Here is a 21,724-nt window from a genome sequence, read left to right as displayed (position 1 = left end):
CTTCGCAAGCTGCGCCTGCAGCTTCAGGAAAGGCAAACAATGACGTTTTCGATCGGTGTTGTGGGTGTCGGGCAGTTCGGCAGCCAGTTCGCGAACTTGTTCAAGCTCCACCCGGGCGTCAGTGCGGTTTACGCAGTGGATGAACTCCCCGAACGTGCAGCTGCAGCCCAGGAACGCTGGGGCCTGGACGGCGTCAAGGGCAGCTTTGAGGAGTTGTTGGAGTCCGACGTCGATGCTGTTGCCATCTTCACGCAGCGGTGGACCCACGGGCCCTTGGTCGAGCGTGCCCTGCGCGCTGGAAAGCACGTCTATTCAGCCGTGCCGATGGCCATTTCCGAAGAAGAAATCGCCCGGATCATCGAAGCCGTACGGGAGACCAAGCTTGTGTATGCGATGGGGGAGACCAGCTATTACAACCCCGCCACCGTGTTCGCCCGCCAGCAGCACGCCGCCGGCAAATTCGGCAGGATCTTCTACACTGAGGGCGACTACGTCCACGACATGGACCTGGGATTCTACGAGGCCTACCAGTACAGCGGCGGAGAGCATTGGAAGGAAACTGCCAGCTACCCGCCCATGCTCTACCCGACCCACGCAATCGGCGGTGTCCTTGGCGCTGTTCCCGGACACGCAGTCAGTGTCAGCTGCATCGGAGTGAAGGACCAGCGCGGCGACGGTGTCTTCGACAAGGAAGTCAGCATGTTCGCCAACGACTTTTCCAACGCCACGGCGCTGTTCGAAATGAACGACGGCGGCGCGATGCGCACCAATGAGATGCGCCGCGTCGGCTACCCCTCGCACATCCGGGAATCACGCTTCCGTTTCTTTGGCACGGAGGCCAGCTTTGAACAACTCGCCACCACCACCGTGTGGCAGGACAAGTCTTCCGTGCAGGACGTATCCGAGCAGGTGGAAACCAAACCGACCATGTCCGCCGATGATCCCTCCCTGGCAGACGTGGCGCCGGAACTGCGCGACGCCTTCATCTCAGGCCTTGCGCCGGTTCACGATCAGTCCCGTTTGCCCGACGAGTTCCTGGGTGCACCCAACGGGCACGAAGGCAGCCACCAATTCCTGGTGGACGACTTTGTGACGGCGGTGAACAACCGGACGCTTCCACCGGTCAACGCCTGGGTGGCGGCCCGCTTCACCCTCCCCGGGATCGTCGCCCACGAATCCGCACTTCGTGCTGGGGAACGGCTCCCCATCCGCGACTTCGGTGATGCTCCTGTGGAGTAGCTAGCATTTACCTCATGACAACAACAGCAGTACAAACCCCGCGCGGCCCGGTTACACGCAAAGACGTGGCCCGGTACGCCGGGGTGAGTACCGCCGTCGTGAGTTATGTGGTGAACGGTGGGCCCAAGAACGTTGCCCCCGCCACGGAAGCCAAAGTGCGTGATGCCATCCGTGTGCTGGGGTACCGGCCCAACGCTGCGGCGCGGGCACTGAAGCTCGGTTCCAGCGAGACAATCGGCGTTGTGGTGCCGGACAACACCAACCCGTTCTTCACGCATCTGGCCCATGCCGTGGAAGAAGCGGCATCGGACTTGGGCTACGGCATGGTTCTCACCAACTCGGATGGCAGCCTGACCCGCGAGCGGAAGAATATCCGTACCCTGGCCGCACGCCAGGTGGACGGCGTGTTTCTGGCCAGCTGTGTGTTCGACCCCGACGTCACGGAGTTGGAGGCCTCGGAAATCCCGTCAGTCCTCTTGAACAACGCAGGATCCCCGCCGGGTTTCGCCAGCGTTGGCGTGGACTTGGAAGCTGGCGGCCGTGCCGCTGTCCAGCACCTGATAGGCCATGGACACACGAACATCGGCCTGGCCATCGGCACCAACACCGGCAATCAACTGGACGGACGCGAAGTTGGCTGGCTGGCCACGCTGCGTGAAGCGGGCCTGCCGGATGGCCCTATGCTGCACAGTCCGTTCACCCGGCCCGGCGGCTACGAAGTGGGCAAGCGATTCCTGTCCATGGCCAACCGGCCCACTGCGATCTTTGCCAGTAACGACATGCAGGCCATCGGCATCCTCCGGGCCTTCCACGAGGCCGGAGTCCGGGTGCCCGAGGACATGGCGCTGGTGTCCTTCGATGGGTCGTTGGACTCCGAATACAGTTGGCCCGCACTGACTACGGTGGCGCAGCCGGTCCAACTGATGGCCGAAGCCGCCGTTCGTGCGTTGGTAGGCAAGGGCCGCGCCGAGGAACCACAGCACCACATCCTGCCCACCGAGCTGATCATCCGACAGTCCTGCGGCTGCAAATAGCCCGCGGGAGGTTGCGACGGCGGACGGTCGGGTCAGGAGTCTATGCTCGCGTAACGCTCCGGGCGAGCCAGCACCTGGCTGATCTGCGCTGTCCCGGCAGCGACGGCCAGACGGACCAGCAGGAAACCGGCGGCGAACACTCCGCCGATGGTCAGGAACACCACGGGCTGGGTCAACAACACCATGCCCGTCAGCGGCAGGACCAGCGCGGCCGCAGCAGCCGCAGAAATGCCGGCCACCAGGAACAGCGGGGACATGACGGCTTTGACCCGCGCAGCCACCATGAGTTTGCGCGGCATGCCCACCCGGTCCAGGGCCACCAAGGTGGACGCCCGGTCAAGAACTGCTGCCGCCTGGTTCACGCCGGCTGAGCAGGCCACCATCAGGAATGAACCCAACAGGGTGATCATTACCCCGGTGTTGATGTCCCGGACCAACAACGCCGTCTCATCCGTGGCGCTGCCGCCCATGGTGTCGGCCACAGCCATGCCGACGCCCACGAACACCCCCACAAAGCTGGTCATCGCGACGCCCCCAACTTGCCGCCACGATTCCTTGGGGCTCTCCAGAACTGTCCGGGCGGCCAGCAGCTGCTCGGGTCGCTTGGCCCGCTTGAGCTGCGAGGACGCGCGCAACCGCAGGATCCAAGGACCCATGAGGTTCAAGGCGAGCAGTGCCAAGCCAAAGCAGCCGCCCATCACCGCGATGATGACGATGAACGCACCAAAGCTGCTGAGCATCCCCATCGCGATGACTCCGACCACCACCACGACAGCGGCGATGAGTCCGCGAACCCAATGCGCGCCGTCGGCCGTTTGCCTGGTCCTGACGCCCAACGGGGTGACCACGACTTTCCGCAGTCCAAGGGCGGCGCTCGCCGCGGCCAGCACGCAGACGGCCAGGATGCAGCCGAGGATGGAAGGCACAGACAGCCACGCGTGGCCGCCTATGGCTTGGCCGCGGAACTGGATCAGGCCGAGGAACGGTGCAACGCACGCGTATAGTCCCGCGCCCGCCAGCGCTCCCACCGCCGCGAGCACTGTGGACTCGATGACGGTCATCCACACCACGGTGGCGCTGTTGGCGCCCAGCAGGCGCAAGGAAGCCAAGCGGTCATCACGACGGCGGGCGGCCAGTCGCGCGGCCGAGGCGCCCAGCGTCAGGAGCGGGATGATGAGCAAGACCATGGCGACGACGGCGAGCGCTTGGTAAGTGCCTGCGATGTCGTCGGACCAGGACCAGAAAACCTGCGAGCCGCCGGCAACAGTGAGCAGTAGGGCCGTGACGGTTCCGAAAGCGAGGACCGGCAGGCCGGCGTCGCGGAGGCCTGTTTCGCGGAGGCTGCTGCCGTTGCTCCGAGCAAGGTACGGGGTGAGCCTGAGGGCCATGGAGAGGCTAGACATTGAAGGCACCCTTGAAGCTGTTGGTGGACGGTGCCGCGGGGGCAACCGGCCTGCCGCTGTCCGCCACGATCCTGCCGTCGCGCAACTCCACCACGCGCTGGCATCGGGCTGCCACGTTGGGATCGTGGGTGACCACCAGCAACGTGCGCCCGTTGGCTGCGACCGAGCGAAGCAGGACGTCCAGGACTTCATTGGAGGTGGTCGAGTCCAAGGCACCGGTGGGCTCATCCGCAAAGACAACCCGGGCGCCCGTGACCTGTGCCCGTGCGATGGCTACACGCTGGACCTGTCCGCCGGACAGCTCGCCCAAGCGGCGCTGCTCCATGCCGGCCAGGCCCAATGCTGCAAGCCATTCGGCGGCACGGGACTCGGAGGTTGCGCGGTCTGTGCCGTTGAGCATCAGCGCCAGGGCAACGTTCTCCACGGCGGTCAGTTCCGGCAGGAGCATGCCCTGCTGGAACACGAAGCCGAACTCTTCCCTGCGCAGGCGGGACAACGCTGCGTCGCCCAGAGTATCCAGGCGCAAAGGTGCCGTTGGCATGTTTAAGGTGATCGAACCGGCGTCGGGCCTCAAAATCCCGGCGAGGCAGTGCAGCAGGGTGGTCTTGCCCGAACCGGAGGGTCCGATGATCGCGATGGATTCGCCGGCGTTCGCGGTGAAGTCGACGTGGTCCAGCGCAATGCTGCCGGGGTAATGCTTGGTGAGTTGCTGGGCGTGGAGGATGGCGTTCATAAATCCAGCTTCCCCGAAGGGTGCCTCAGCCGGCGTCAGTCCCGCGGCTGAACTCTGCGGCCACGCCTCCACCCGGGGTATGAGACGCAGGTGGCTGGGTTAGACTCCGGCTATCCTCAACTTGGCCACATTCTCGGCCAGCACGCGTCGGGCGTCCTCGCCCAGCAGCGAATCGGTGATCAGCTCGTCGGCCTCTTCCAACTGGGCGATCGAAGCGATGCCCACCACGCCCCACTTGCTGTGGTCGGCCAACACAACGGTGCTCCGTGCGGACGTCATGAAGGCCCGGTCAGTTTCTGCTTCCAGCAGGTTCGGGGTGGTGAAGCCGGCCTGGGCATCCATGCCGTGGACTCCCAGGAACAGGACGTCCAGGTGAAGTTGCTTGAGCGAAGAGGTGGCAATGGGACCCACCAGCGCGTCCGACGGTGTGCGCTCGCCGCCGATCAGGATCACTGTGGAGCCGAACCGGGCGGGCCCTGATGAGGACCCGTGATGAAAGAGGTCGGCGATCCTGATGGAGTTGGTGACCACAGTAATGCGGGGGCCGTGGACCAGTTCCTGGGCAAGGGCCCACGTGGTGGTTCCGGCGCTGAGTCCGATCGCCATGCCTTCTTGGACCATCGAGGCAGCCTCGACGGCAATGGCATGCTTCTCCGCGGTAAGCTGCGTGGACTTCAGCTCAAAGCCCGGTTCATGGGTGCTTGCATCACCGGGCAGCTTGGCTCCGCCATGGATACGTTCCACGCGGCCGGATTCCTCCAGTGCTTCGATGTCCCGCCGGACGGTCATGGGGGAGACACCCAACAATTGCGCGAGGTCAGAGACCCGGACCACGCGCTCACGCTGGACGGCGTCGATGATGGCGGAGTGGCGTGCTGCCTGAAGCATCAGGGCCTTTCTGGAACTTCGTAAAACAGGGGGCTGAGTCTGGCTCCAGTCTAGGACGCGGCCCGTCCGCCCGGCGGCTCATCGGGTCGCGGCGTCCTCACTCACGCGTCACGCACCTGCATTAACGCACGACGGCGCCGCTCACCCCGGAGGCGAGCGGCGCCGTCGTCCACTACTTACTTGCGGAGCGAATCAGCGATCTGGGTCATGATTCCGGGGTCTGCCAGGGTGGTGGCGTCACCGGTGTCGCGACCTTCTGCGATGTCCTTCAGGAGGCGTCGGACGATCTTGCCGGAGCGGGTCTTGGGAAGTTCCGGGACGATCAGCAGCTGCTTGGGCTTGGCGATCGGGCCGATTTCCTTGCCCACGTGGTTGCGCAGTTCCAGGACGGTTTCGTCGCCGTTGTTCACGGCGTCACCGCGAAGGATGACGAACGCCACCACGGCCTGTCCGGTGGTCTCGTCAGCGGCACCCACCACGGCTGCTTCAGCCACGGACGGGTGGCTGACCAGTGCGGACTCGATCTCCGTAGTGGACAGGCGGTGGCCGGAGACGTTCATGACGTCGTCCACGCGGCCCAGGAGCCAGACGTCGCCGTCCTCGTCCTTCTTGGCACCGTCGCCGGCGAAGTACATGGCCTCGAAGCGGGACCAGTAGGTGTCCTTGAACCGCTCAGGGTCGCCCCAGATGCCGCGCAGCATGGAGGGCCACGGTTCGCGGACCACCAAGTAGCCGCCTTCACCGTTGGCTACTGGCTGGCCGGCTTCGTCCACTACGTCTACGGCGATGCCGGGCAGTGGGACCTGGGCCGAGCCGGGTTTGGTGGCTGTGACGCCGGGAAGCGGGGCGATCATCTGTGCGCCGGTTTCGGTCTGCCACCAGGTGTCCACGATCGGTGCCGGGTGTTCCTTCTTTTCGCCGTTCTTGCCGGCGTTGGCACCGATGACGTCGCGGTACCACATCCACGCTTCGGGGTTGATGGATTCGCCCACGGAGCCCAGGACGCGGATGGAGGAGAGATCGTACTTGTCCGGGATGTCCCGGCCCCATTTCATGAACGTCCGGATTGCGGTGGGCGCGGTGTAGAGGATGGAGACCTTGTACTTCTCCACGATTTCCCACCAACGGCCCTGGTGAGGGGAATCGGGGGTGCCTTCGTACATGACCTGGGTGGCGCCGTTGATCAGCGGGGCGTAGGTGACGTAGGAGTGGCCGGTAACCCATCCGACGTCTGCGGTGCACCAGTACACATCCGTTTCCGGGTGGAGGTCGAATACAGCCTTGTGGGTGTAGGCGCCCTGGGTGAGGTAGCCGCCGGTGGTGTGCAGGATGCCCTTGGGCTTTCCGGTGGTACCGGAGGTGTAGAGGATGAACAGCGGGTGCTCGGAGTCATGCCCGACGGCGGTGTGCTCGGTGTCGGCTTTATCAACCGTATCGGACCACCAGAGGTCGCGGCCCTCCACCCAGTTGACGTCCTCGCCGTTGCGCTTGACCACCACAACGTTCTGGACAGTGTGACCTTCTTTGGAGAGGGCCTCGTCCACTGCGGGCTTCAGGGCGCTGGGCTTGCCTCGGCGGTAGGTGCCATCGGCCGTGATGACGAGCTTGGCCTCGGCGTCCTCGATGCGGGAGCGCAACGCGTCAGCGGAGAAGCCACCGAAGACCACGGAGTGCACGGCCCCGATCCTGGCGCAGGCGAGGAGCGTGATGACGGCCTCGGGGATCATGGGCAGGTAGACGGCCACGCGGTCGCCCTTGGCCACGCCGAGGGACTCAAAGGCGTTGGCGGCCTTCTTCACCTCTTCGGTCAGCTGTGCATAGGTGTAGGTCCGGGTGTCCCCGGGTTCGCCTTCGAAGTAAATGGCGACACGGTCGCCCAAGCCGTTCTCCACATGGCGGTCCAGCGCGTTGTACGCTGCGTTGATCTCGCCGCCGACAAACCACTTGGCGAACGGCGGGTTGGACCAATCCAAGGCCTCAGTGAAGTCCTTGTCCCAAGTCAACAGCTCACGGGCCTGCTTGGCCCAGAACGCGGGACGGTCCGCTTCTGCCTCTTTATAGGCGTCCGCGTTTGTCACGCTGTTCGCGGCGAAGTCTGCGGAAGGCGCGAACTTGCGGTTCTCGTGGAGGAGATTTTCAAGCGCCTCGACGTGTGCCCCGTTCTGAGCAGTTGAAGCTGCAGCGGTGGCCGTGGATCCGGTGGTGTCCTGGGACATGGTGAACCTCATCATTCATCGATCTTTGCTGCGCGGAACCTGCCGCGAGGTTCCCGCCCGGGCCGTCGTCGGCGTCGAACGTCTCCCCGAAAGGTCCGCAGAGTGCTGTCCGCCATCAACACTATCGCTTTGAAAGGTCCTACGTGTGCGTCGTCACAAACGCGCCAGTGAGCGGCGCAAATTTAGCGACGAATGGCGGCACCGGCGGCCGGGAACCGTTTACATGACGCACGACGGCGGCCCCCCTCCCGCCGCAGTATGCGCTGCCGAAGCCGGTCACTATCTGTAAGGGACCTTGGAGTTTGCTGTGGGCGAAGCCGGATGGCCGTTTTCAGCTAGAACCCTGTCAGTGGGGTGGCATAGGCTGAAGAAGTCTTGGGACGCACCTCGAGCGTGGCCGGTTTTCCGCGGAATCCTGCGGGGGTCACCTGTCCGGACTGCCCAAGACGCCGCCGTACGAAGGAGAAACAGATGAACCAGCTGAGCCCAGGCCCGCACGACTCACCCCGGACGGGACCGGACACCACGGCTGGAACGGCCACCACACCAGGTGGCAACGCTGCTGGGAACCCTGACGCCGCCAAGAACGACGCTGCCAAGAACGGCGCCACCAAGTACGACGCCGTCGCAGGGCCGTTCACCATCCGTGACCTGACGGTCTTCGGCTCCACGCTGCTGATGTTCGTCGCGTCCCTGCTGCCCATGTTCGGAGAGCGTTACAACCTCTGGAACCTTGGAAACCTGTTCTTCCTGCTGCTGGGCATCATTCTGCCGTTGGTTGTGGTGGCACTTTTCGTTGCCCGCAGATTGCAGCCGGGAACCATCGTTCGCGTAGGTTCGCTGTCTGTTGACCAGTTCGCTTCCGTCACTGCGTCATTCGCTTTCCCGCTCTTCTTCCTGACCATCGCCAACTCCTTCAACGGCGGCGTCCTGCTGGGCCTGATCGGCTCCGTGGGCCTCCTGGCCGCGACGGTCCTTGCTCCGCACCTTCCGTGGCTGTCGGCTGATTTTAAGGGCCGCACCGAAACGCCGGCCCATGTTGTTGCCCGCGAAGCCGCTGTGCCGAGCCGCAAGCCCGCAGCACCCAAAGCGCCCAAGGAACCCGCAGCCTCCACGGCGGCTGCAGGAGGTCCTGGTGCCGCTGGTTCCAGCCCGTTCGCTCCGCCATCCAGCTACGGAGCCGCACCGTCGGCCGCGAAGGAGGCTCCCGCCGTCGTGCATTCAGCGGACGTGGCCTCAACAGGCAGCACTCCGGTAGGCCAGTCTTCCGCCGGCCGTCCTTCAACTGAAAGTAAGCCAGACGTGGGCAGCCCCTCAGCAGCTGGTTCGGCAACGAGCCCAGCATCGGACGGGGCCGGCGCTCCGTCTTCCGCGCCCACTCCGGCGCAGGAGGTTGAGAAGGGTGCTGAGGCAGGGACGGAAGCTGGTGAGTCCCCGGCGGCCACTGAGCCTGCCACTACCCAGCACGGCACGCAACCAGCAGCGCAGCAGCCTGCCGCCCAGCAGCCGTGGGCTGCCACCATGGCCACTCCCATCGTTTCCGGCGACACCCGGAGAGTCAGCGACTCGATCGGTGCCACCGTGGACCCGGCCAGCCGTCCGGAAGAATCCGATTCCCCCCACTATGAGGCATTCTGGTTTGCTGTGGCCCAGCCCAGGACCGCGTACGACGAACGCTCGGGGGCTCCTGCCTTCACCATCGAACCCGGTGGCTGGGTACTCGCACTGGAGGACAGGGGCCATGAATTCCTGGTGCAGGACACCGACGGCAAGGTTGGGGTTCTTCGGGAGCTCAGCAACATCGAACGCGGCTAAGCAGGGATCCCGTGGCCATCGCTGAAGCTGGTTCGCTGCTCGCACTCAAACGCCGGGCCCGCAAGATCAACCGGGTCCTGGCGGAAAAGTATCCGTACGCGCATGCGGAGCTGGATTTCCGCAACCCGTTTGAACTGGTGGTGGCCACGGTCCTGTCAGCCCAGACCACCGATGTGCTGGTCAACCAGGTCACCAAGATCCTGTTTGCCCGGTACCCGGATGCGCGGGCCATGGCGGAGGCTGATCCCGTGGAACTGGAGACCATCCTTCAGCCCACCGGCTTCTTCCGGGCCAAGGCGCGTAACGTCCTGGCGCTCAGCAACCGGCTGGTCGATGAGTTCGACGGCGAGGTCCCCGGCAGGCTGGAGGATCTGGTGACCTTGCCGGGGGTCGGTCGGAAGACGGCCAACGTGGTCCTCGGAAATGCCTTTGGAGTCCCCGGGATCACCGTGGACACGCACTTCGGACGACTGGCACGGCGCTTCGGATGGACGGCCTCGGATGATCCCGTGAAGATTGAGTTCGACGTCGCGGAACTGTTCGAACCCAAGGATTGGACCATATTGTCGCATCGGGTGGTCTTCCACGGCCGCAGGGTGTGCCATTCCAGGAAGCCTGCGTGCGGTGCCTGTCCGGTGGCCAGTCTGTGTCCCAGTTACGGCGACGGCGAGACTGACCCGGTCAAAGCAGCCAAGCTCCTGAAGTACGAGCTCGCCCCGGGCAATGAGGCACTGCTGGAGCAGCTTTTGGCGGAGACCCACCGCGCCGCGGAAATCCGTATGGAATCGCAAAGGAGGCCCGGGTGACCGCGCTAGAGGAATTGTCGGCGCTGGTGACCCGCTTCGAAGCAGGCGAACAGCAGCACTCTGCCCTGTGGGAGAGGCTTCCCGTCATCCCGGAGACCAACCGGCCCGCTGCTGTACTCATGCTTTTTGGCGTGTTGGATGACGTGCCGGCTGAGTCCGGGCGCCCCATAGCCCCGGCCGACCTCGACGTCCTGTTGCTGGAGCGGGCACACACCCTCGACGACCATCCAGGGCAGGTAGCCTTCCCCGGCGGCATGGTGGACCCGGAGGATGAGTCGGTGGTGGCTGCGGCGTTGCGGGAAGCCGTGGAAGAAACCGGGCTGGACGCCAGCGGTGTCCGCGTTCTCGGCACCATCCCAGAGCTTGGACTGATCCGCAGTAATTTCCGTGTGACACCGGTGCTGGGCTGGTGGGACGCGCCGTCGCCGGTCCGGGTAGTCGACTACGCCGAATCCGCGCAGGTATTCAGGGTACCGGTGCGCGACCTCCTGGATCCCGTCAACCGGGTCACGGCCACCATTTCCCGTTTCGGACGCACTTACACCAGCCCCGGCTTCACCGTGAACGGCGTACTGGTCTGGGGCTTTACAGGCATGGTCCTGAGCGGGCTCTTTGATGAACTCGGCTGGACTGTTCCCTGGGACACGGAAAAACTCCGCGAAGTCGATCTCTGACAGCAGGGGCCTCCCCGCAGCGTGACGGTTCTGAACAGCTGTCATTTTCAGAAGCTGACTGCACTGAATGTCAGAAGTGGGTTGCACTTCGACTTTGTGCACCATGGGGGATCCCTTACCGGACGCTTGAAGCGTCCGGTAAGACCTCGGCTTATGGGCGCATAATTTGATGAACGGTCCCGGCTGCGCCACCAAGTTGTCCAAAGGAACCACTACTAATCCGAGAGGTCCTCTCCTTCGGCTTCATATTGGTGCCCGAGGGTCTCGCCGTGCGGCGTTAGACGCAGCCAAAAGCCCTCACCCATTGGTCGCCACTCCAGAGCGTCAAGTGCCATCTCTGACCGAATCACCCATATTTCTGACGGCCGCGCCCAATCCTCAAAACCCGTCTCCCCGAGCTCTCCAGGCACCATGAGCCCCTCCGAATAAACGGAGTGAAGGACGTCGAGAACTACCTGCTTCGTAAGTTGGGTAATTGTGCCTCTAGTGCCCCACCACACGACGCTATGCAATGAAACCCAGTCGGCCAGGCCAGATACGAGCAACTTACGGATGACTTCGTCTTTGCTTACCACGGCACGCCTCCCGCCAGTCACGTCCGGCCTGATCCCATTGCAGGGAAGATACCGATGGGTATTCCACGGGTCCCGGCATTAAGACTCTCACGGAAGTCCCGCTGCATCATGCGAGTGATAATCACGGAGCGTTCCGCCGGCTAACTCCTCGTCTGGGAGATGGCAAGCCTTACTAGTCAGGGCTGATTGACTGCCGCTATGTCCGCAGAAGCGTGTCATGTACCGTCACGTGCTCGCCGACCTGAACGGTCAATAGCCCGCCCAGTCCCTCACAGCGGGACCACACTCAGAACTCTATGCGTCCAGACTCCTCACGCACGGAGATCTTCGATGCGGTCTCCCGCTCAAGAGCAAGCCTCAGTTCGTCACAGTTAACCCAACGGATGCTTGCTGACCCAGCTATCTCGTCCCAGGCCAGCTCGACCGCACTCCCGTCGTTCGCCCAAGCCATCTGGTCTCCAGCTGACCTGGACCCGATAGTGCGTCCGGTGAGGGATCCCTCACCGGACGGCGAACCGGAAGGGAGCTTGAGCCGCGTCATTAGCTTTCAGGGGTTCAACAACGTCTCGTCGAACCAGACATCTTCGTAGCCGGGTGCTAAGAGGAATCGCCACCCCGGAGGCAAAGCGAGATAGGGAAGGACTTCTGGGCACCAGGGCGTCAGGTGCTCGACGTGCAAGGGAACGAAGAAGTCGGGCACGGTTCCGAGCTCTTCGCCGCGCCAAATGAACCAGCCACTGGTGCCAGTTGCGGCGGGATGCCTTAGACCATTGAGGGGAAGAAGATGCGACGACCGTATGCTTTCGGAAACTCCTACTTTCATTCCTTTCAAGGGTGGTGCCGGAACAGCCCCGAACCTGGTGGCCATCTGCATTTGGGCGGAAAGGATCGAATCGTGCATACAAGGAATCTTCGCCTATAAACGCAAACTACCTGCCCTTAAGCCGATCCTTCACCGGACGCTTAGTACCGATTTCGTGGGCAACCAAGCTCCCCGCGGCGCTTGCCTGACAGTCAGCTAAGTTGGTCCCGGGCTACAGGTGGGGGAAGTTGAAGTGACAGACAAAGGCGCTCAAATCCGGCGATCGGTCGTCGGTTGGATACTAGGGCTCACTATTGGGTTTGTCTTTGCCCTCCTCGTCTATGGGTTCAACTTCGGCAAGGCGTTCTTTACGCTGCTATGGGCGCTACCTGGGCTGTTGATCGTCGCTTTCCTAGCCCGGAGGGTAACTTCGAAGAACGATGGATAGAGATGCTCGCCAACAGACTCCATGGGCACCGCACGTAAGCCGATCCTTTACCGGACGCCCGAACCGTTCGGAGAGCCATCCTCGAGCGTGCATTGATTCCCATGCCCGTGAGGGGACGTAAGAGCCCTTTGGCTGTTTGTCAGCTCCAAGCGTCCACACCTGGCAGGGGCGCAAAAGAGTTGGGCAGGTCAGTTGATCGGTAGAAGCGCTCGATTTCACTTTTCTTGTATTTGCTCACACGAATTGATTCCAGAGACTGACAGTTCTCCAGAACGTTTAGTTTGCCGTCCTCGGGAAGCACACCAAAGAGCTCGAGGTGAGCGAGGTCCGGCAACGCAGTCAGAGGGACCAGCGAATGCACAATCGTCTTCTTCCCAGATGAGTCCCAACTGGGGAGTGTGCTGAGCCTGATTGTCTTCAGCTTGTGCAGCTGACCGAGAGGGTCTAGATCGGAGACCTTTGGCATGTGCATGACGCTCAGATACTCGAGCTGGCTGAGACTGTTCAGAGGAGTCAGGTCAGTGTCTGGATAAGTTGCAACGACAAGCGTTTTGAGATTGGTAAAAGTTGCAAGGCTTTCCAGCGACTTGTATTTGCAATGCCACACGCGCAGGGCAGTCACTTCAGCTGGAGTAGGGTGCGCCGGCATGGACCGAGCTTCGTCTCTCAAGAAATCAGCGATCATTATGTAAATGTAGAGGAAATCGAGCACCTCAGTGCCGAGGCTAAGGCGGCCTTCAAGGTCCCCGGAGCCAAGTATTAGGACTTGGCAGTCTGCGCACTCCTCCAGCCGTCCGGTAGAGGATCCTTCACCCGGGCGATAGAAAGGTCTGGAATTGTTGTCCGCTGAATCCTCGGATGTCTACTGTGCGAGTGAATCATGGTCAGAGCATGGAGGGTTGGTGATGAGATGGCAACTATGAGACTTTCCTACGCGAGCTTAGACTCTGACAATACCGGGGGGACGAGCCAAGCTGATTACTTGGTCGGTCTTGATGCCGATCTCACTGTCTCGGTTGGGCCTGCGCTGCTCTATCGAGGGCCAGCCTTTCCCGTAGTCGAACTCGCTCGCAGCTTGTTTCTCTGGCTCAACGAGGCGAACCGAGGTGACTTCATGTTTGACTCGATGTCCTTTGAAGAGGTGGGGGCGTTTTCACTGACACGTGGGTCGTCCGGCTGGGTGGTGGGGTCAGTATTCAGCCCCGATGTGGTCAGCAATCCACTCGATTGGGCGGAGGTTGAGCGCGGCTGCAGAGATTTTCTCAGTCAAATCGAATTCGACGTCTTATCGCTGGGGCTCGACCCTGGTGAGGTGATTCATCGTTGAGTCAGCTTCTTCTCCGGACTCGAGGGCATGCCCGTTGCGGGATCGCTCACTGGGCGAACTGTCGTCATGTTCCTTCGATGAGGTTCTGAGACGTCATACAGCCGTAGCCACACTCAAAGAATGCGATATTTGAGAAATGTGTATCCATATGACGTCTCCCCTGAATCAGCCCGAAATAGGGGTCTAGCTCGTGATGATCCCTGCGCGTGTGACGATGACTGTGATCTGGAACGCGGAAGACGGCCAGGAAGAAGAGCGAGGATTTGTCGTTTATGGGCTCGTCGATCCCGGGCGCTGGCTTGGAAGCTCCTTCCCGCTCGACAGGTGGCCTACCGGAACTGAAGTGGCAGAGACTCGTTTATACGGCGAGTCTTGGGAAGTGATGCTGTGGGATGTAAAAATTTCCGAGTTTCCGCATGAGCCAGAGTGGACTGAAGCCGTTCACGCGACGCTGAAGACGGTTATCGACGCTGGCTGCAGACTGGCTTGGATAAGCAGCGCGGGTTATCCATTCGTAGACCCTCCGTATCTGTTTCTGGCCGAGGACATGTCGGGAAGTGTTTTCGCCGCCCTAACTTCAACAGGCGAATTTTTCTGTCCGCTGGACCCAGACAAGCCGATTCGCGCAATCACAGATGATCGCTTAGCTCTTTTGCGTGAACATGGGCGGGGCCTCGCAGATGCCGCCTCATAGCGCGCCCGGTAAAGGATCCTTGAGTTCTTGCGGTGATTGCAACACTTAGCGGATGGGTGTTGTCATGGCAGGGTATTCAATTCATGTGAGGCCTGATCTTTTGCAGGTTTTTTGGGCCGGGATGCAGGCTGGTGATTTCATCACTGATGCCGTTGTTCCGATCGATACGAGCCGGCGTACTGGGCGCAGGGTCTTGCTTGAGGCTGGTGGTGTCAGGCCTCGGCGGGGCCGTGATCTGAAGGGTCGGTGCCTGACTTTCGCCCAGCGTGAAGAGATCGCCATACTGCGCGCCCAGGGACAATCGTTGCGGCAGATCGGAACGGCGGTCAGTAGAGCGGCCTCCACGATTTCGAGGGAGTTACGGCGTAACTCGGTGGCAGGGCTGCCCTACCGGGCAACCTCAGCGCACGCACTGGCCTATGAGCGAGCCTCGCGCCCGAAACCAGCGAAACTGCACACGAACACGGTGCTGCGTGCGAAGGTTGAAGAAGACCTGAACAAGAGGTACTCACCCGAGCAGATCGCAGGACGACTCCGGGTTGAGTTCCCTGATGAGCCGGAGATGAGGGTGTCACCCGAGACGATTTACCAATCCCTTTACGTCCAGTCCCGCGGGGCGCTGAAGCGTGATCTGACCGTGTGTCTGCGCACCGGGCGGGCTATCAGGCAGCCCTGCCGTAAGGCTGGCCAGCGCAAGAACCGGATCCCTGGAATGATCAATATTTCCGAACGTCCCGCTGAGGTTCAGGACCGAGCCGTGCCAGGGCATTGGGAGGGCGATCTCATCATCGGGAAAGGGAATCAGTCCGCGATTGGGACGCTGGTCGAGCGGAGCACCAATTACACGATGCTGGTGTACCTGCCGGACGGATACAAGGCCGAGCAGATGCGTGATGCACTGACGGCGAAGATCAAGACGCTCCCCGAGTCGCTGCGGCATTCCCTGACCTGGGACCAGGGCATCGAGATGCAGGACTGGAAAACCGTGAAGATCGACACCGGCGTCGAGATCTACTTCTGTGACCCTCACTCGCCCTGGCAGCGCGGCATCAACGAAAACACCAATGGCCTGCTGCGCCAGTATTTTCCCAAGGGCACCGATCTGAGCATCCATAGCGCCGCAGACCTCGACTGGGTCGCCCAGGAACTCAACGACCGACCACGCAAAAGACTAGAGTTCAAGAAACCGATCGAACTGATCGAAAATCTCCTGTTGCAATGACCGCTGGAATCCGCCGATCCCTCACCGGACACCGGGTCATCCAGCGTACGGTGAGGGATGTGGAGCCATCGGGTTGGTGTGACGGCTAGTGGTCACTCCCTACTTAAGGGCGGTGGACTCTCGCGTCTCGTAGCTGAGGGTACTGAACTCTTCGTCCAACTCGTTAACCTGGATAAGGTATCCGTCGGGGTCCTCGACGGTGAAGTATCGGCCAAAGGTCTCATCCATGATGTCAGATGGTGGGTACCCGGCATCTCGGAGCCGATTCACGGTGAGCTCGAGCTTTTCATCGCTCGTGAATTGCAACGCCACGGCTCCACCGTCTGCCTGAGTCGTCGCAGTTTCAGCAATGTGAAGTCCCAACTGGCCCCCGGTCCCACGCATGTCCGCCCAAGTTCCACTTGTCGCAGTGGCATTTTCGAGCAATCCGAGTGCGGAATAGAACCTATTGGCGAGCTCGATGTCCCGCACGAAACGAATGGGAGTGACTTTCATTTACTTGAGCCTTCCTTGTTTAGAGCCGCGGTCAGCGCCTCTTCCACGAACGATGACAGCGACAACCCCCGCTCGATAGCGGCGTGCTTTACCTGCCGGACCAGCTGTGGCGGCAGGTAGACGTTAAATTGAGCTTTATCGGCCATGGCTAGGATGCTAGCAATCTAGCAAAAGGGTGACAAGGGTTTTCTCGAACCTTTTGGGAGGAGCCGTCGCACGCACGCCCGGAAGCCGGTCGATCTCCGTGCCTGGGAATCCCGCCGTCATGTTCCGCGCGCTTGCTAGCCAAGGCCATGTACGTATGACCCGCACGATGAAATGCACGATGAAATGCACGGTGACAGGGGGACTACTGCAACCACGTTCTATGACGCGAATGAAGATCGGCTATGCCCGGGTCTCGACGAACGAGCAGGACCTGACCGCCCAACGAAACCCCCTCCTTACCCTGGCGTTGAGGAAAGCAGATCTTCGTCGATCACGGACTGACGGGAACGAACAGGGTGCGCCTGGGCCTCCGCGAAGCAATGGCAGCCTGCCGGCCGGCGATACGCTCGTGAATGACCAAGCTCGACCGGATAGCACGCTCTCTATCTGATGCCAGGGACATTGCCGATGCCTGACTGCCAGGGGACCCCTGACATTCTCATGTCACACTCATCTGCACTGCCGCCGGAAATCCGCGGGATCGAGTGCGGACGACTCTTGAAAATGACAGCGCTGGTTCGCTGTCAGGCGGCCTTGCGGGCCGTTGCCGAACGGTCCACTACCAGTCCGGTCGCAGCATTTTCGCGGACAGCGTTGATGCCTGCAATGACGCCCTCGAGGTGTCTGAACGTCGGTGATTCGGCCACGACGGTTCCGTCGGCCGCGGTCAGGCGGAACCGGTATGTTTCGTCGTTGTCCTTCAGAATTTCAAACCTGCCAGCCATTGATGCTCCCCCTTATGCTTCCTTGCACACATACGTGGACCAGCGATGTATCCACATAGTGAAAGTAGCCAGAACCGAGGGAGAACAAAAGTTACTTGGCGGTACCGGTCATTGGGCCTCATATGACTGGATAGTCCACGAGGTTGTGGGTACTGTGCGGCTACTTCGCCTTGTCGTAGGATTCGACGACGGCGACACTCACCGGGAATTCGACCGGAATACGTCCGAACATGAGCTCCTTGGCCGCGGCGGCTGCCTCTTCGATGGCTTGGATACAGGCTTCCACCGCGTCGTCCGGGGCGTGAACCATCACTTCGTCGTGCAGGAAGAAGACCAGCTCCCCGGAAGGTGAGCCTTCGGCACGCATGGCCCGCAGCCGCCGTCGTAATTCAGCGAGCCAGCATGCCGCCCATTCAGCAGCCGAGCCCTGGACTACGAAGTTGCGGGTGAACCGGCCACGGGAGCGGGCCAGGTTATCCGCGCGGCGCTGTTCTTCCGCAGTGGTGGATTGCTGGCTTCGCAGCCAGCCTGCCGACGGCGGTGGACTGCTTCGGCCGAGCCGTGTTGTCACCGTTCTGCCGCCTTCGCCCTCGCGGGCCGCCTGCTCCACGAACCCGACGGCACGCGGATAGGTGCGCGTCAGCTGGGGCATAAGCCTGCCCGATTCACCGGTGGTGGCACCGTAGATAGCACCCAGCAGTGCGATCTTGGCCTTCGCCCGGTCACCGCCGAAACCCTGCGCGGCGATGCCGGCGTAGAGATCCTTGTCGCGGGCGGCCTCGGCCATTTTCGTGTCCTGGGCCAATGCAACCAAGACGCGGGGTTCCAGTTGCGAAGCATCCGCGACGATGAGCTTGTGGCCGGGATTGGCATGGACCGCGCCGCGGATATTGCGCGGGATCTGCAAGGCTCCGCCGCCCCGCGAGGCCCAGCGGCCGGACACCACGCCGCCCACGACGTATTCGGGGTGGAACCGTCCATCCCGCACCCACGCATCCAGCCATGCCCAGCCGTTGGCCGTGTGGAGGCGGGAGAGTTTCTTGTAGGCAAGCAAGGGCTGGATGGCCGGGTGCTTCGATTCCTGGAGTTCCCATTGGCGCGTGCTCTTCACCTCGATCCCGTTCCGGTGCAGGGTGCGCATGAGGTCCTGCGGCGAGTCCGGATTCAAGGTGGGGGAGTTGAGAATGTGCCGGAGTTCTGCGCAGAGTGCTTCAAGGGCCGGAGGCCGGTGTCCCATGGGCGGCCTGGGCCCCAGAACATCGGCGAGGATCTGTTGATGCAGCTCTTCGCGCCACGGGACACCGGCGTGTTGCATCTCAACAGCGATGATGGCGCAGGCTGATTCGGCGGCGAGCAGAAGTTGGAGGCGTTGCTTTCGCTGCTCGTCCGTGGTGACCTGGGCGACAGCATGCTGTTGGGCTGAGAACTCCTCCCTGAGTTCGGCCAGCCCTGCTTTGGGGTTGGACGGCGACAGGTCCTCGAACAGGGCGCCTTGGTCCGCTGGAGGCGGCGGGGGCTGGAGGGCGCGTGGCGGCCCGGTGTCATCATCCTGGGTGAGCTTGACCGCGTGCCGCGCGTAGTCCGTGTGTGCCGTGAACTCCGAGTGTGCCAGGATTGCCCCGCTCAGCGCCAGGTCGTGGCATCGCTCCAGCTCCACGCCGTGCGCCAGCAGTTCCGGATACCAGTCCGTGGCGCGATGCCACACCCAGCGCGGCCGCTGGGCTTCGAATTCACGCACGACGCCGGGAAGCTCACCGCGGGTGACGACGCGTGCGTCAGCCGTGGCTTTTCCGGTGGGAGAGATCCTTTGTATGGCTGCGCCTTCCGGGTGGGCGGCAAGCAGCAAATACATGGTCTCCATTCTGCCCTGTGTGCGGTGATGCCGTGGCACTGTTCCTCCACAGTCGGTGTCAGGCCAGGTGGTTCCATTGCACGTTGTGCACATACGGGCTTCAGCCCCTTATGGTGTTCCGCCAGGTCCACCATGGTGGATCCATGAGCAAGCGAGATCGCCGGCATAGGCAACCCAACAACAACCAGCAACTTGATCCGGATATGGACGGAACCTGGGTCCCCCACGAGACTGCCGGCATATTGCTCGTCTCCGCAGACCCCTACCTGCAGGAAGAAGCCAAACGGATTGTTGCAGCCGCTGGTGGAAGCCTCGCGACAGCCACCGATGTGACCGAAGGTGTTCAGGGTTGGGACAGTGCCGATGTTGTATTGGTGGGCAGCGATGTCCGGGAGTTGCCCCCTCGGCGTCGCTCGCCCACAGTGTTGCTTGGCAGGGCTTCCGACGGGGACGGACTTTGGGAGCTGGCCGCTGCCCTGGGGGCCGAACGGGTTGCCGTTCTTCCCGAGGCTGCGGCTTGGCTGGCTGAACACCTCAGCATGTCCGGGTCACCCGACCCCGGGGGCATGGTCATGGGTATCATCGGCGGCAGTGGTGGCGCGGGGGCAACCACTACGGCCATCTGGCTGGCCCAAGCGGCCGCCGATCACGGAGTAAGCACTATGCTCATCGACGGCGATCCTTGGGGCGGCGGCCTTGAACTGGCTGTTACAGCCGAGGACATCCCCGGACTCCGGTGGCCCGACTTCTCCGAAACCCGCGGCAGCATAGATCCCGCGCAGTTCCGGGATTCCTTGCCCTTCGCGGGAGGTTTCGCTTACTTGTCGTGGCCCGGGACACGGGACGCGATCCACAGCCCGGACACGCGTGCAGTAGCCGCGGTGATGGACGCCGCACGCCGCAGCTTTGAACTCATCCTTGTGGACATAGGGCGGAGCGGAGAAGGAGTGCGGAACCTTGCGTGGGACTGCGACAGAATGGTCCTGCTCGCCAAGGCCCACCTCAAATCCGCAGTAGCGGCAGGGCGCATCTTGAACGAGCTCCCGCCCATCGACGCAGGGTTGGTGGTCCGTGGCAGCAGTGCTTCCTCCGTGGATGCCGGCCTCATGGCCGAGTCACTGGGACTGCCACTGTTGGGCGTCCTCCCCGAGGTGAGGGGCGTGGCAGCCGGTACCGAAGTGGGACGCATCCTTGAATTCGGTCGACGCAGGCCGGTCAACCGTTTCGCCTTGTCTGTCCTGGGATTCGACGGTGGTATCCAGTGAACCCGTTCGAGGGAACGCGACGCAGGCAGGGCCGGAAACTTGATTCCCTGCTCCTTGAAACCGTGCGGGAGTCTGTGCTGGCCGGCAACGGACCAGTCACGCCGTCCACAGTGGCAGCGGCGGTTCAGGCAAGTGGCAGGCTGCTCGGCACTGCCGGCGCCTTGGAAGCCGCCGAGTCCATCAACGCCGAGCTGAACGGGCTGGGCCCACTCCAACAGTTGGCCCAGGATCCGGCGGTGACAGACATTTTTGTCAACGGCCCCAACTCCGTCTGGCTGGACCGTGGACAGGGGCTGGAAAGGTCATCGGTGCACTTCGACACCGAGCAACAGATCAGGTCCCTGGCCTCCCGCCTGGTTTCGGCCGGTGGCCGTCGGTTGGATGATGGGTCGCCCTGTGTAGACGTGCGCCTGAACGGCGGCTATCGGGTGCACGCGGTCCTCTCGCCGATATCCACTACCGGAACCCTTCTGTCCATCCGCATACGCCGTGAGAAAGTGTTCACCCTGCCGGAGTTGAGGGAAGGCGGCATGTTTTCCGAGCAAGGTGAATGGGTTCTGAGGGCAATCATGAGCCAAAGACTGAGTTTCCTGATCAGCGGCGCTACTGGCTCGGGAAAGACCACCCTGCTGTCCGCCCTGCTCGGCTTGAGCCACCCGACAGAGCGGTTGGTCCTGATCGAGGATGCCGCCGAACTCAACCCCGTCCATCCCCACGTAGTGACGCTTGAATCCCGGCACGGAAACCTCGAGGGCGGTGGTGCGCTGGATCTGGGCGAACTGGTCCGCCAGGCACTGCGCATGCGGCCGGACCGGCTGATCGTCGGAGAATGCCGCGGGGCTGAAGTCCGTGAACTGCTGACGGCCCTCAACACCGGGCATACAGGCGGCGGCGGGACCATCCACGCCAACGCGGCAGAGGCCGTGCCTGCGCGGCTGGTGGCCCTCGGTGCGCTGGCGGGGTTGAACGCTGAGGCCGTTCGGCTGCAGGTTTCCAGTGCCTTGGACGTCGTCATTCACGTGGACCGGACCTCCACTGGACGGAAGGTGGCTTCCATAGGGGTGCTGACTGACACTTCCGAAGGCCAGAAGGTGGTCTCCGCCCTCCGCTGGCATCCGACAGGAATGACGTGTGGGCCCGCGTGGCCTGCCCTTGCCCGACGGCTCGGTCCGGCGTTGCCCGCCGGTTTCGACTGGTCCGGCTTTGGTGGGGCGCCGGGTACATCAGCTGAGACACGGTCAGTGGACGCACTATGATCGGCGCGTTCGTCCTGGTTGCAGGACTCGCGGCCTGGCAGCACTTCC

20 protein-coding genes and 1 pseudogene are annotated in these 21,724 nt (G+C 62.5%); 11 read left to right on the top strand and 10 right to left on the bottom strand.

Annotated features, from left to right (window positions below):
• The first annotated feature begins 39 nt into the window (after nucleotides 1-39).
• A complete protein-coding gene (locus ABQM86_RS17190; RefSeq protein WP_369745076.1) occupies nucleotides 40-1,239 on the top strand; it encodes a Gfo/Idh/MocA family protein in 1,200 nt (399 codons plus the stop codon).
• Between the two features lie 14 nt (nucleotides 1,240-1,253).
• Nucleotides 1,254-2,273, top strand: a complete 1,020-nt coding sequence (locus ABQM86_RS17185) for a LacI family DNA-binding transcriptional regulator (protein ID WP_207594574.1) — start codon at nucleotides 1,254-1,256, stop codon at nucleotides 2,271-2,273.
• 32 nt (nucleotides 2,274-2,305) lie between these two features.
• Here the strand turns inward: ABQM86_RS17185 and ABQM86_RS17180 are convergent, their stop codons facing one another.
• The 4 genes from ABQM86_RS17180 to acs form a co-directional block, all read right to left on the bottom strand.
• Entirely contained in the window at nucleotides 2,306-3,676 is a 1,371-nt protein-coding gene (locus ABQM86_RS17180; protein WP_369745075.1) for an FtsX-like permease family protein, read from the bottom strand.
• Complete coding sequence (locus ABQM86_RS17175; RefSeq protein ID WP_369745074.1) at nucleotides 3,669-4,409, bottom strand: ABC transporter ATP-binding protein; 741 nt, start codon at nucleotides 4,407-4,409, stop codon at nucleotides 3,669-3,671. The genes ABQM86_RS17180 and ABQM86_RS17175 overlap by 8 nt, the downstream gene beginning before the upstream one ends.
• A gap of 99 nt (nucleotides 4,410-4,508) precedes the next feature.
• Nucleotides 4,509-5,297 carry a DeoR/GlpR family DNA-binding transcription regulator gene (locus ABQM86_RS17170; RefSeq protein ID WP_280623491.1) on the bottom strand — a complete coding sequence of 263 codons (789 nt, stop codon included), beginning with the start codon at nucleotides 5,295-5,297 and terminating at the stop codon, nucleotides 4,509-4,511.
• A 176-nt stretch (nucleotides 5,298-5,473) separates the two neighbouring features.
• Nucleotides 5,474-7,513 carry an acetate--CoA ligase gene (gene acs / locus ABQM86_RS17165; protein WP_369746686.1) on the bottom strand — a complete coding sequence of 680 codons (2,040 nt, stop codon included), beginning with the start codon at nucleotides 7,511-7,513 and terminating at the stop codon, nucleotides 5,474-5,476.
• 471 nt (nucleotides 7,514-7,984) lie between these two features.
• Between acs and ABQM86_RS17160 the strand changes: the two genes are divergently transcribed.
• Genes ABQM86_RS17160 through ABQM86_RS17150 form a run of 3 tightly spaced genes read left to right on the top strand, consistent with a single transcriptional unit; the run spans nucleotide 7,985 to nucleotide 10,808 of the window.
• Entirely contained in the window at nucleotides 7,985-9,328 is a 1,344-nt protein-coding gene (locus ABQM86_RS17160) for a hypothetical protein (protein WP_369745073.1), read from the top strand.
• A gap of 11 nt (nucleotides 9,329-9,339) precedes the next feature.
• Nucleotides 9,340-10,134 (top strand): endonuclease III, encoded by a 795-nt coding sequence (gene nth / locus ABQM86_RS17155; RefSeq protein ID WP_369745072.1) that lies wholly within the window; start codon nucleotides 9,340-9,342, stop codon nucleotides 10,132-10,134.
• Nucleotides 10,131-10,808 carry a CoA pyrophosphatase gene (locus ABQM86_RS17150; RefSeq protein ID WP_369745071.1) on the top strand — a complete coding sequence of 226 codons (678 nt, stop codon included), beginning with the start codon at nucleotides 10,131-10,133 and terminating at the stop codon, nucleotides 10,806-10,808. The genes nth and ABQM86_RS17150 overlap by 4 nt, the downstream gene beginning before the upstream one ends.
• Nucleotides 10,809-11,930: 1,122 nt before the next feature.
• Here the strand turns inward: ABQM86_RS17150 and ABQM86_RS17145 are convergent.
• Both ABQM86_RS17145 and ABQM86_RS17140 read right to left on the bottom strand, forming a co-directional pair.
• A complete protein-coding gene (locus tag ABQM86_RS17145; protein WP_369745070.1) occupies nucleotides 11,931-12,284 on the bottom strand; it encodes a hypothetical protein in 354 nt (117 codons plus the stop codon).
• Nucleotides 12,285-12,772: 488 nt separating this feature from the next.
• On the bottom strand, nucleotides 12,773-13,318 hold the full coding sequence (locus ABQM86_RS17140; protein ID WP_369745068.1) for a hypothetical protein: 546 nt from the start codon (nucleotides 13,316-13,318) through the stop codon (nucleotides 12,773-12,775).
• Between the two features lie 297 nt (nucleotides 13,319-13,615).
• Between ABQM86_RS17140 and ABQM86_RS17135 the strand changes: the two genes are divergently transcribed.
• The 3 genes from ABQM86_RS17135 (at nucleotide 13,616) to ABQM86_RS17125 (ending at nucleotide 15,876) form a co-directional block, all read left to right on the top strand.
• The gene (locus ABQM86_RS17135; RefSeq protein ID WP_369745067.1) at nucleotides 13,616-13,960 is read left to right on the top strand and encodes a hypothetical protein; all 345 of its coding nucleotides are present in this window, start codon (nucleotides 13,616-13,618) and stop codon (nucleotides 13,958-13,960) included.
• A 190-nt stretch (nucleotides 13,961-14,150) separates the two neighbouring features.
• Nucleotides 14,151-14,654, top strand: coding sequence for a hypothetical protein (locus tag ABQM86_RS17130; protein WP_369745065.1), 504 nt, complete (start codon nucleotides 14,151-14,153; stop codon nucleotides 14,652-14,654).
• A gap of 52 nt (nucleotides 14,655-14,706) precedes the next feature.
• Nucleotides 14,707-15,876 carry an IS30 family transposase gene (locus ABQM86_RS17125; protein WP_369745064.1) on the top strand — a complete coding sequence of 390 codons (1,170 nt, stop codon included), beginning with the start codon at nucleotides 14,707-14,709 and terminating at the stop codon, nucleotides 15,874-15,876.
• Between the two features lie 99 nt (nucleotides 15,877-15,975).
• On the opposite strand, the gene ABQM86_RS17120 is transcribed toward ABQM86_RS17125, so the two are convergent.
• Both ABQM86_RS17120 and ABQM86_RS17115 read right to left on the bottom strand, forming a co-directional pair.
• Nucleotides 15,976-16,371: a VOC family protein gene (locus ABQM86_RS17120; RefSeq protein WP_369745063.1), complete on the bottom strand. Its 396-nt coding sequence runs from the start codon at nucleotides 16,369-16,371 to the stop codon at nucleotides 15,976-15,978.
• Nucleotides 16,368-16,517, bottom strand: a complete 150-nt coding sequence (locus ABQM86_RS17115) for a ribbon-helix-helix protein, CopG family (RefSeq protein ID WP_369745061.1) — start codon at nucleotides 16,515-16,517, stop codon at nucleotides 16,368-16,370. Before ABQM86_RS17115 ends, ABQM86_RS17120 begins: the two co-directional genes overlap by 4 nt.
• Nucleotides 16,518-16,738: 221 nt before the next feature.
• Between ABQM86_RS17115 and ABQM86_RS17110 the strand changes: the two are divergent.
• A pseudogene (locus tag ABQM86_RS17110) lies at nucleotides 16,739-16,988 on the top strand (recombinase family protein); the annotation flags it as partial.
• A 114-nt stretch (nucleotides 16,989-17,102) separates the two neighbouring features.
• Here ABQM86_RS17110 and ABQM86_RS17105 read toward each other — a convergent pair.
• Both ABQM86_RS17105 and ABQM86_RS17100 read right to left on the bottom strand, forming a co-directional pair.
• Complete coding sequence (locus tag ABQM86_RS17105) at nucleotides 17,103-17,303, bottom strand: YegP family protein (RefSeq protein WP_369745060.1); 201 nt, start codon at nucleotides 17,301-17,303, stop codon at nucleotides 17,103-17,105.
• Between the two features lie 160 nt (nucleotides 17,304-17,463).
• Nucleotides 17,464-19,155 (bottom strand): bifunctional 3'-5' exonuclease/DNA polymerase, encoded by a 1,692-nt coding sequence (locus tag ABQM86_RS17100; RefSeq protein WP_369745059.1) that lies wholly within the window; start codon nucleotides 19,153-19,155, stop codon nucleotides 17,464-17,466.
• A 143-nt stretch (nucleotides 19,156-19,298) separates the two neighbouring features.
• Between ABQM86_RS17100 and ssd the strand changes: the two genes are divergently transcribed.
• Together ssd and ABQM86_RS17090 are read left to right on the top strand one after the other, a co-directional pair.
• Nucleotides 19,299-20,420 (top strand): septum site-determining protein Ssd, encoded by a 1,122-nt coding sequence (gene ssd, locus ABQM86_RS17095; protein WP_369745058.1) that lies wholly within the window; start codon nucleotides 19,299-19,301, stop codon nucleotides 20,418-20,420.
• On the top strand, nucleotides 20,417-21,676 hold the full coding sequence (locus ABQM86_RS17090; protein WP_369745057.1) for a TadA family conjugal transfer-associated ATPase: 1,260 nt from the start codon (nucleotides 20,417-20,419) through the stop codon (nucleotides 21,674-21,676). The genes ssd and ABQM86_RS17090 overlap by 4 nt, the downstream gene beginning before the upstream one ends.
• The last annotated feature ends 48 nt before the right edge of the window (nucleotides 21,677-21,724 follow it).

It is taken from the genome of Paenarthrobacter sp. AMU7 (assembly GCF_041200195.1).
GTDB lineage: Bacteria > Actinomycetota > Actinomycetes > Actinomycetales > Micrococcaceae > Arthrobacter.
The sequence above is the reverse complement of the archived record's forward strand: the minus strand, read 5'-3'. Positions and strand labels throughout refer to the sequence as shown.

What these genes read in the sequence shown, in the direction of transcription:
- ABQM86_RS17160 (WP_369745073.1), top strand. Translation starts at nt 7,985, where the DNA reads ATGAACCAGCTGAGCCCAGGCCCGCACGACTCACCCCGGACGGGACCG.
- ABQM86_RS17175 (WP_369745074.1), bottom strand. Translation starts at nt 4,409, where the DNA reads ATGAACGCCATCCTCCACGCCCAGCAACTCACCAAGCATTACCCCGGC.
- ABQM86_RS17100 (WP_369745059.1), bottom strand. Translation starts at nt 19,155, where the DNA reads ATGTATTTGCTGCTTGCCGCCCACCCGGAAGGCGCAGCCATACAAAGG.
- acs (WP_369746686.1), bottom strand. Translation starts at nt 7,513, where the DNA reads ATGTCCCAGGACACCACCGGATCCACGGCCACCGCTGCAGCTTCAACT.
- ABQM86_RS17115 (WP_369745061.1), bottom strand. Translation starts at nt 16,517, where the DNA reads ATGGCCGATAAAGCTCAATTTAACGTCTACCTGCCGCCACAGCTGGTC.
- ABQM86_RS17140 (WP_369745068.1), bottom strand. Translation starts at nt 13,318, where the DNA reads ATGATCGCTGATTTCTTGAGAGACGAAGCTCGGTCCATGCCGGCGCAC.
- ABQM86_RS17145 (WP_369745070.1), bottom strand. Translation starts at nt 12,284, where the DNA reads ATGCACGATTCGATCCTTTCCGCCCAAATGCAGATGGCCACCAGGTTC.
- ABQM86_RS17120 (WP_369745063.1), bottom strand. Translation starts at nt 16,371, where the DNA reads ATGAAAGTCACTCCCATTCGTTTCGTGCGGGACATCGAGCTCGCCAAT.
- ABQM86_RS17185 (WP_207594574.1), top strand. Translation starts at nt 1,254, where the DNA reads ATGACAACAACAGCAGTACAAACCCCGCGCGGCCCGGTTACACGCAAA.
- ABQM86_RS17105 (WP_369745060.1), bottom strand. Translation starts at nt 17,303, where the DNA reads ATGGCTGGCAGGTTTGAAATTCTGAAGGACAACGACGAAACATACCGG.
- ABQM86_RS17170 (WP_280623491.1), bottom strand. Translation starts at nt 5,297, where the DNA reads ATGCTTCAGGCAGCACGCCACTCCGCCATCATCGACGCCGTCCAGCGT.
- ABQM86_RS17190 (WP_369745076.1), top strand. Translation starts at nt 40, where the DNA reads ATGACGTTTTCGATCGGTGTTGTGGGTGTCGGGCAGTTCGGCAGCCAG.
- ABQM86_RS17180 (WP_369745075.1), bottom strand. Translation starts at nt 3,676, where the DNA reads ATGTCTAGCCTCTCCATGGCCCTCAGGCTCACCCCGTACCTTGCTCGG.
- ssd (WP_369745058.1), top strand. Translation starts at nt 19,299, where the DNA reads ATGAGCAAGCGAGATCGCCGGCATAGGCAACCCAACAACAACCAGCAA.
- ABQM86_RS17125 (WP_369745064.1), top strand. Translation starts at nt 14,707, where the DNA reads ATGGGTGTTGTCATGGCAGGGTATTCAATTCATGTGAGGCCTGATCTT.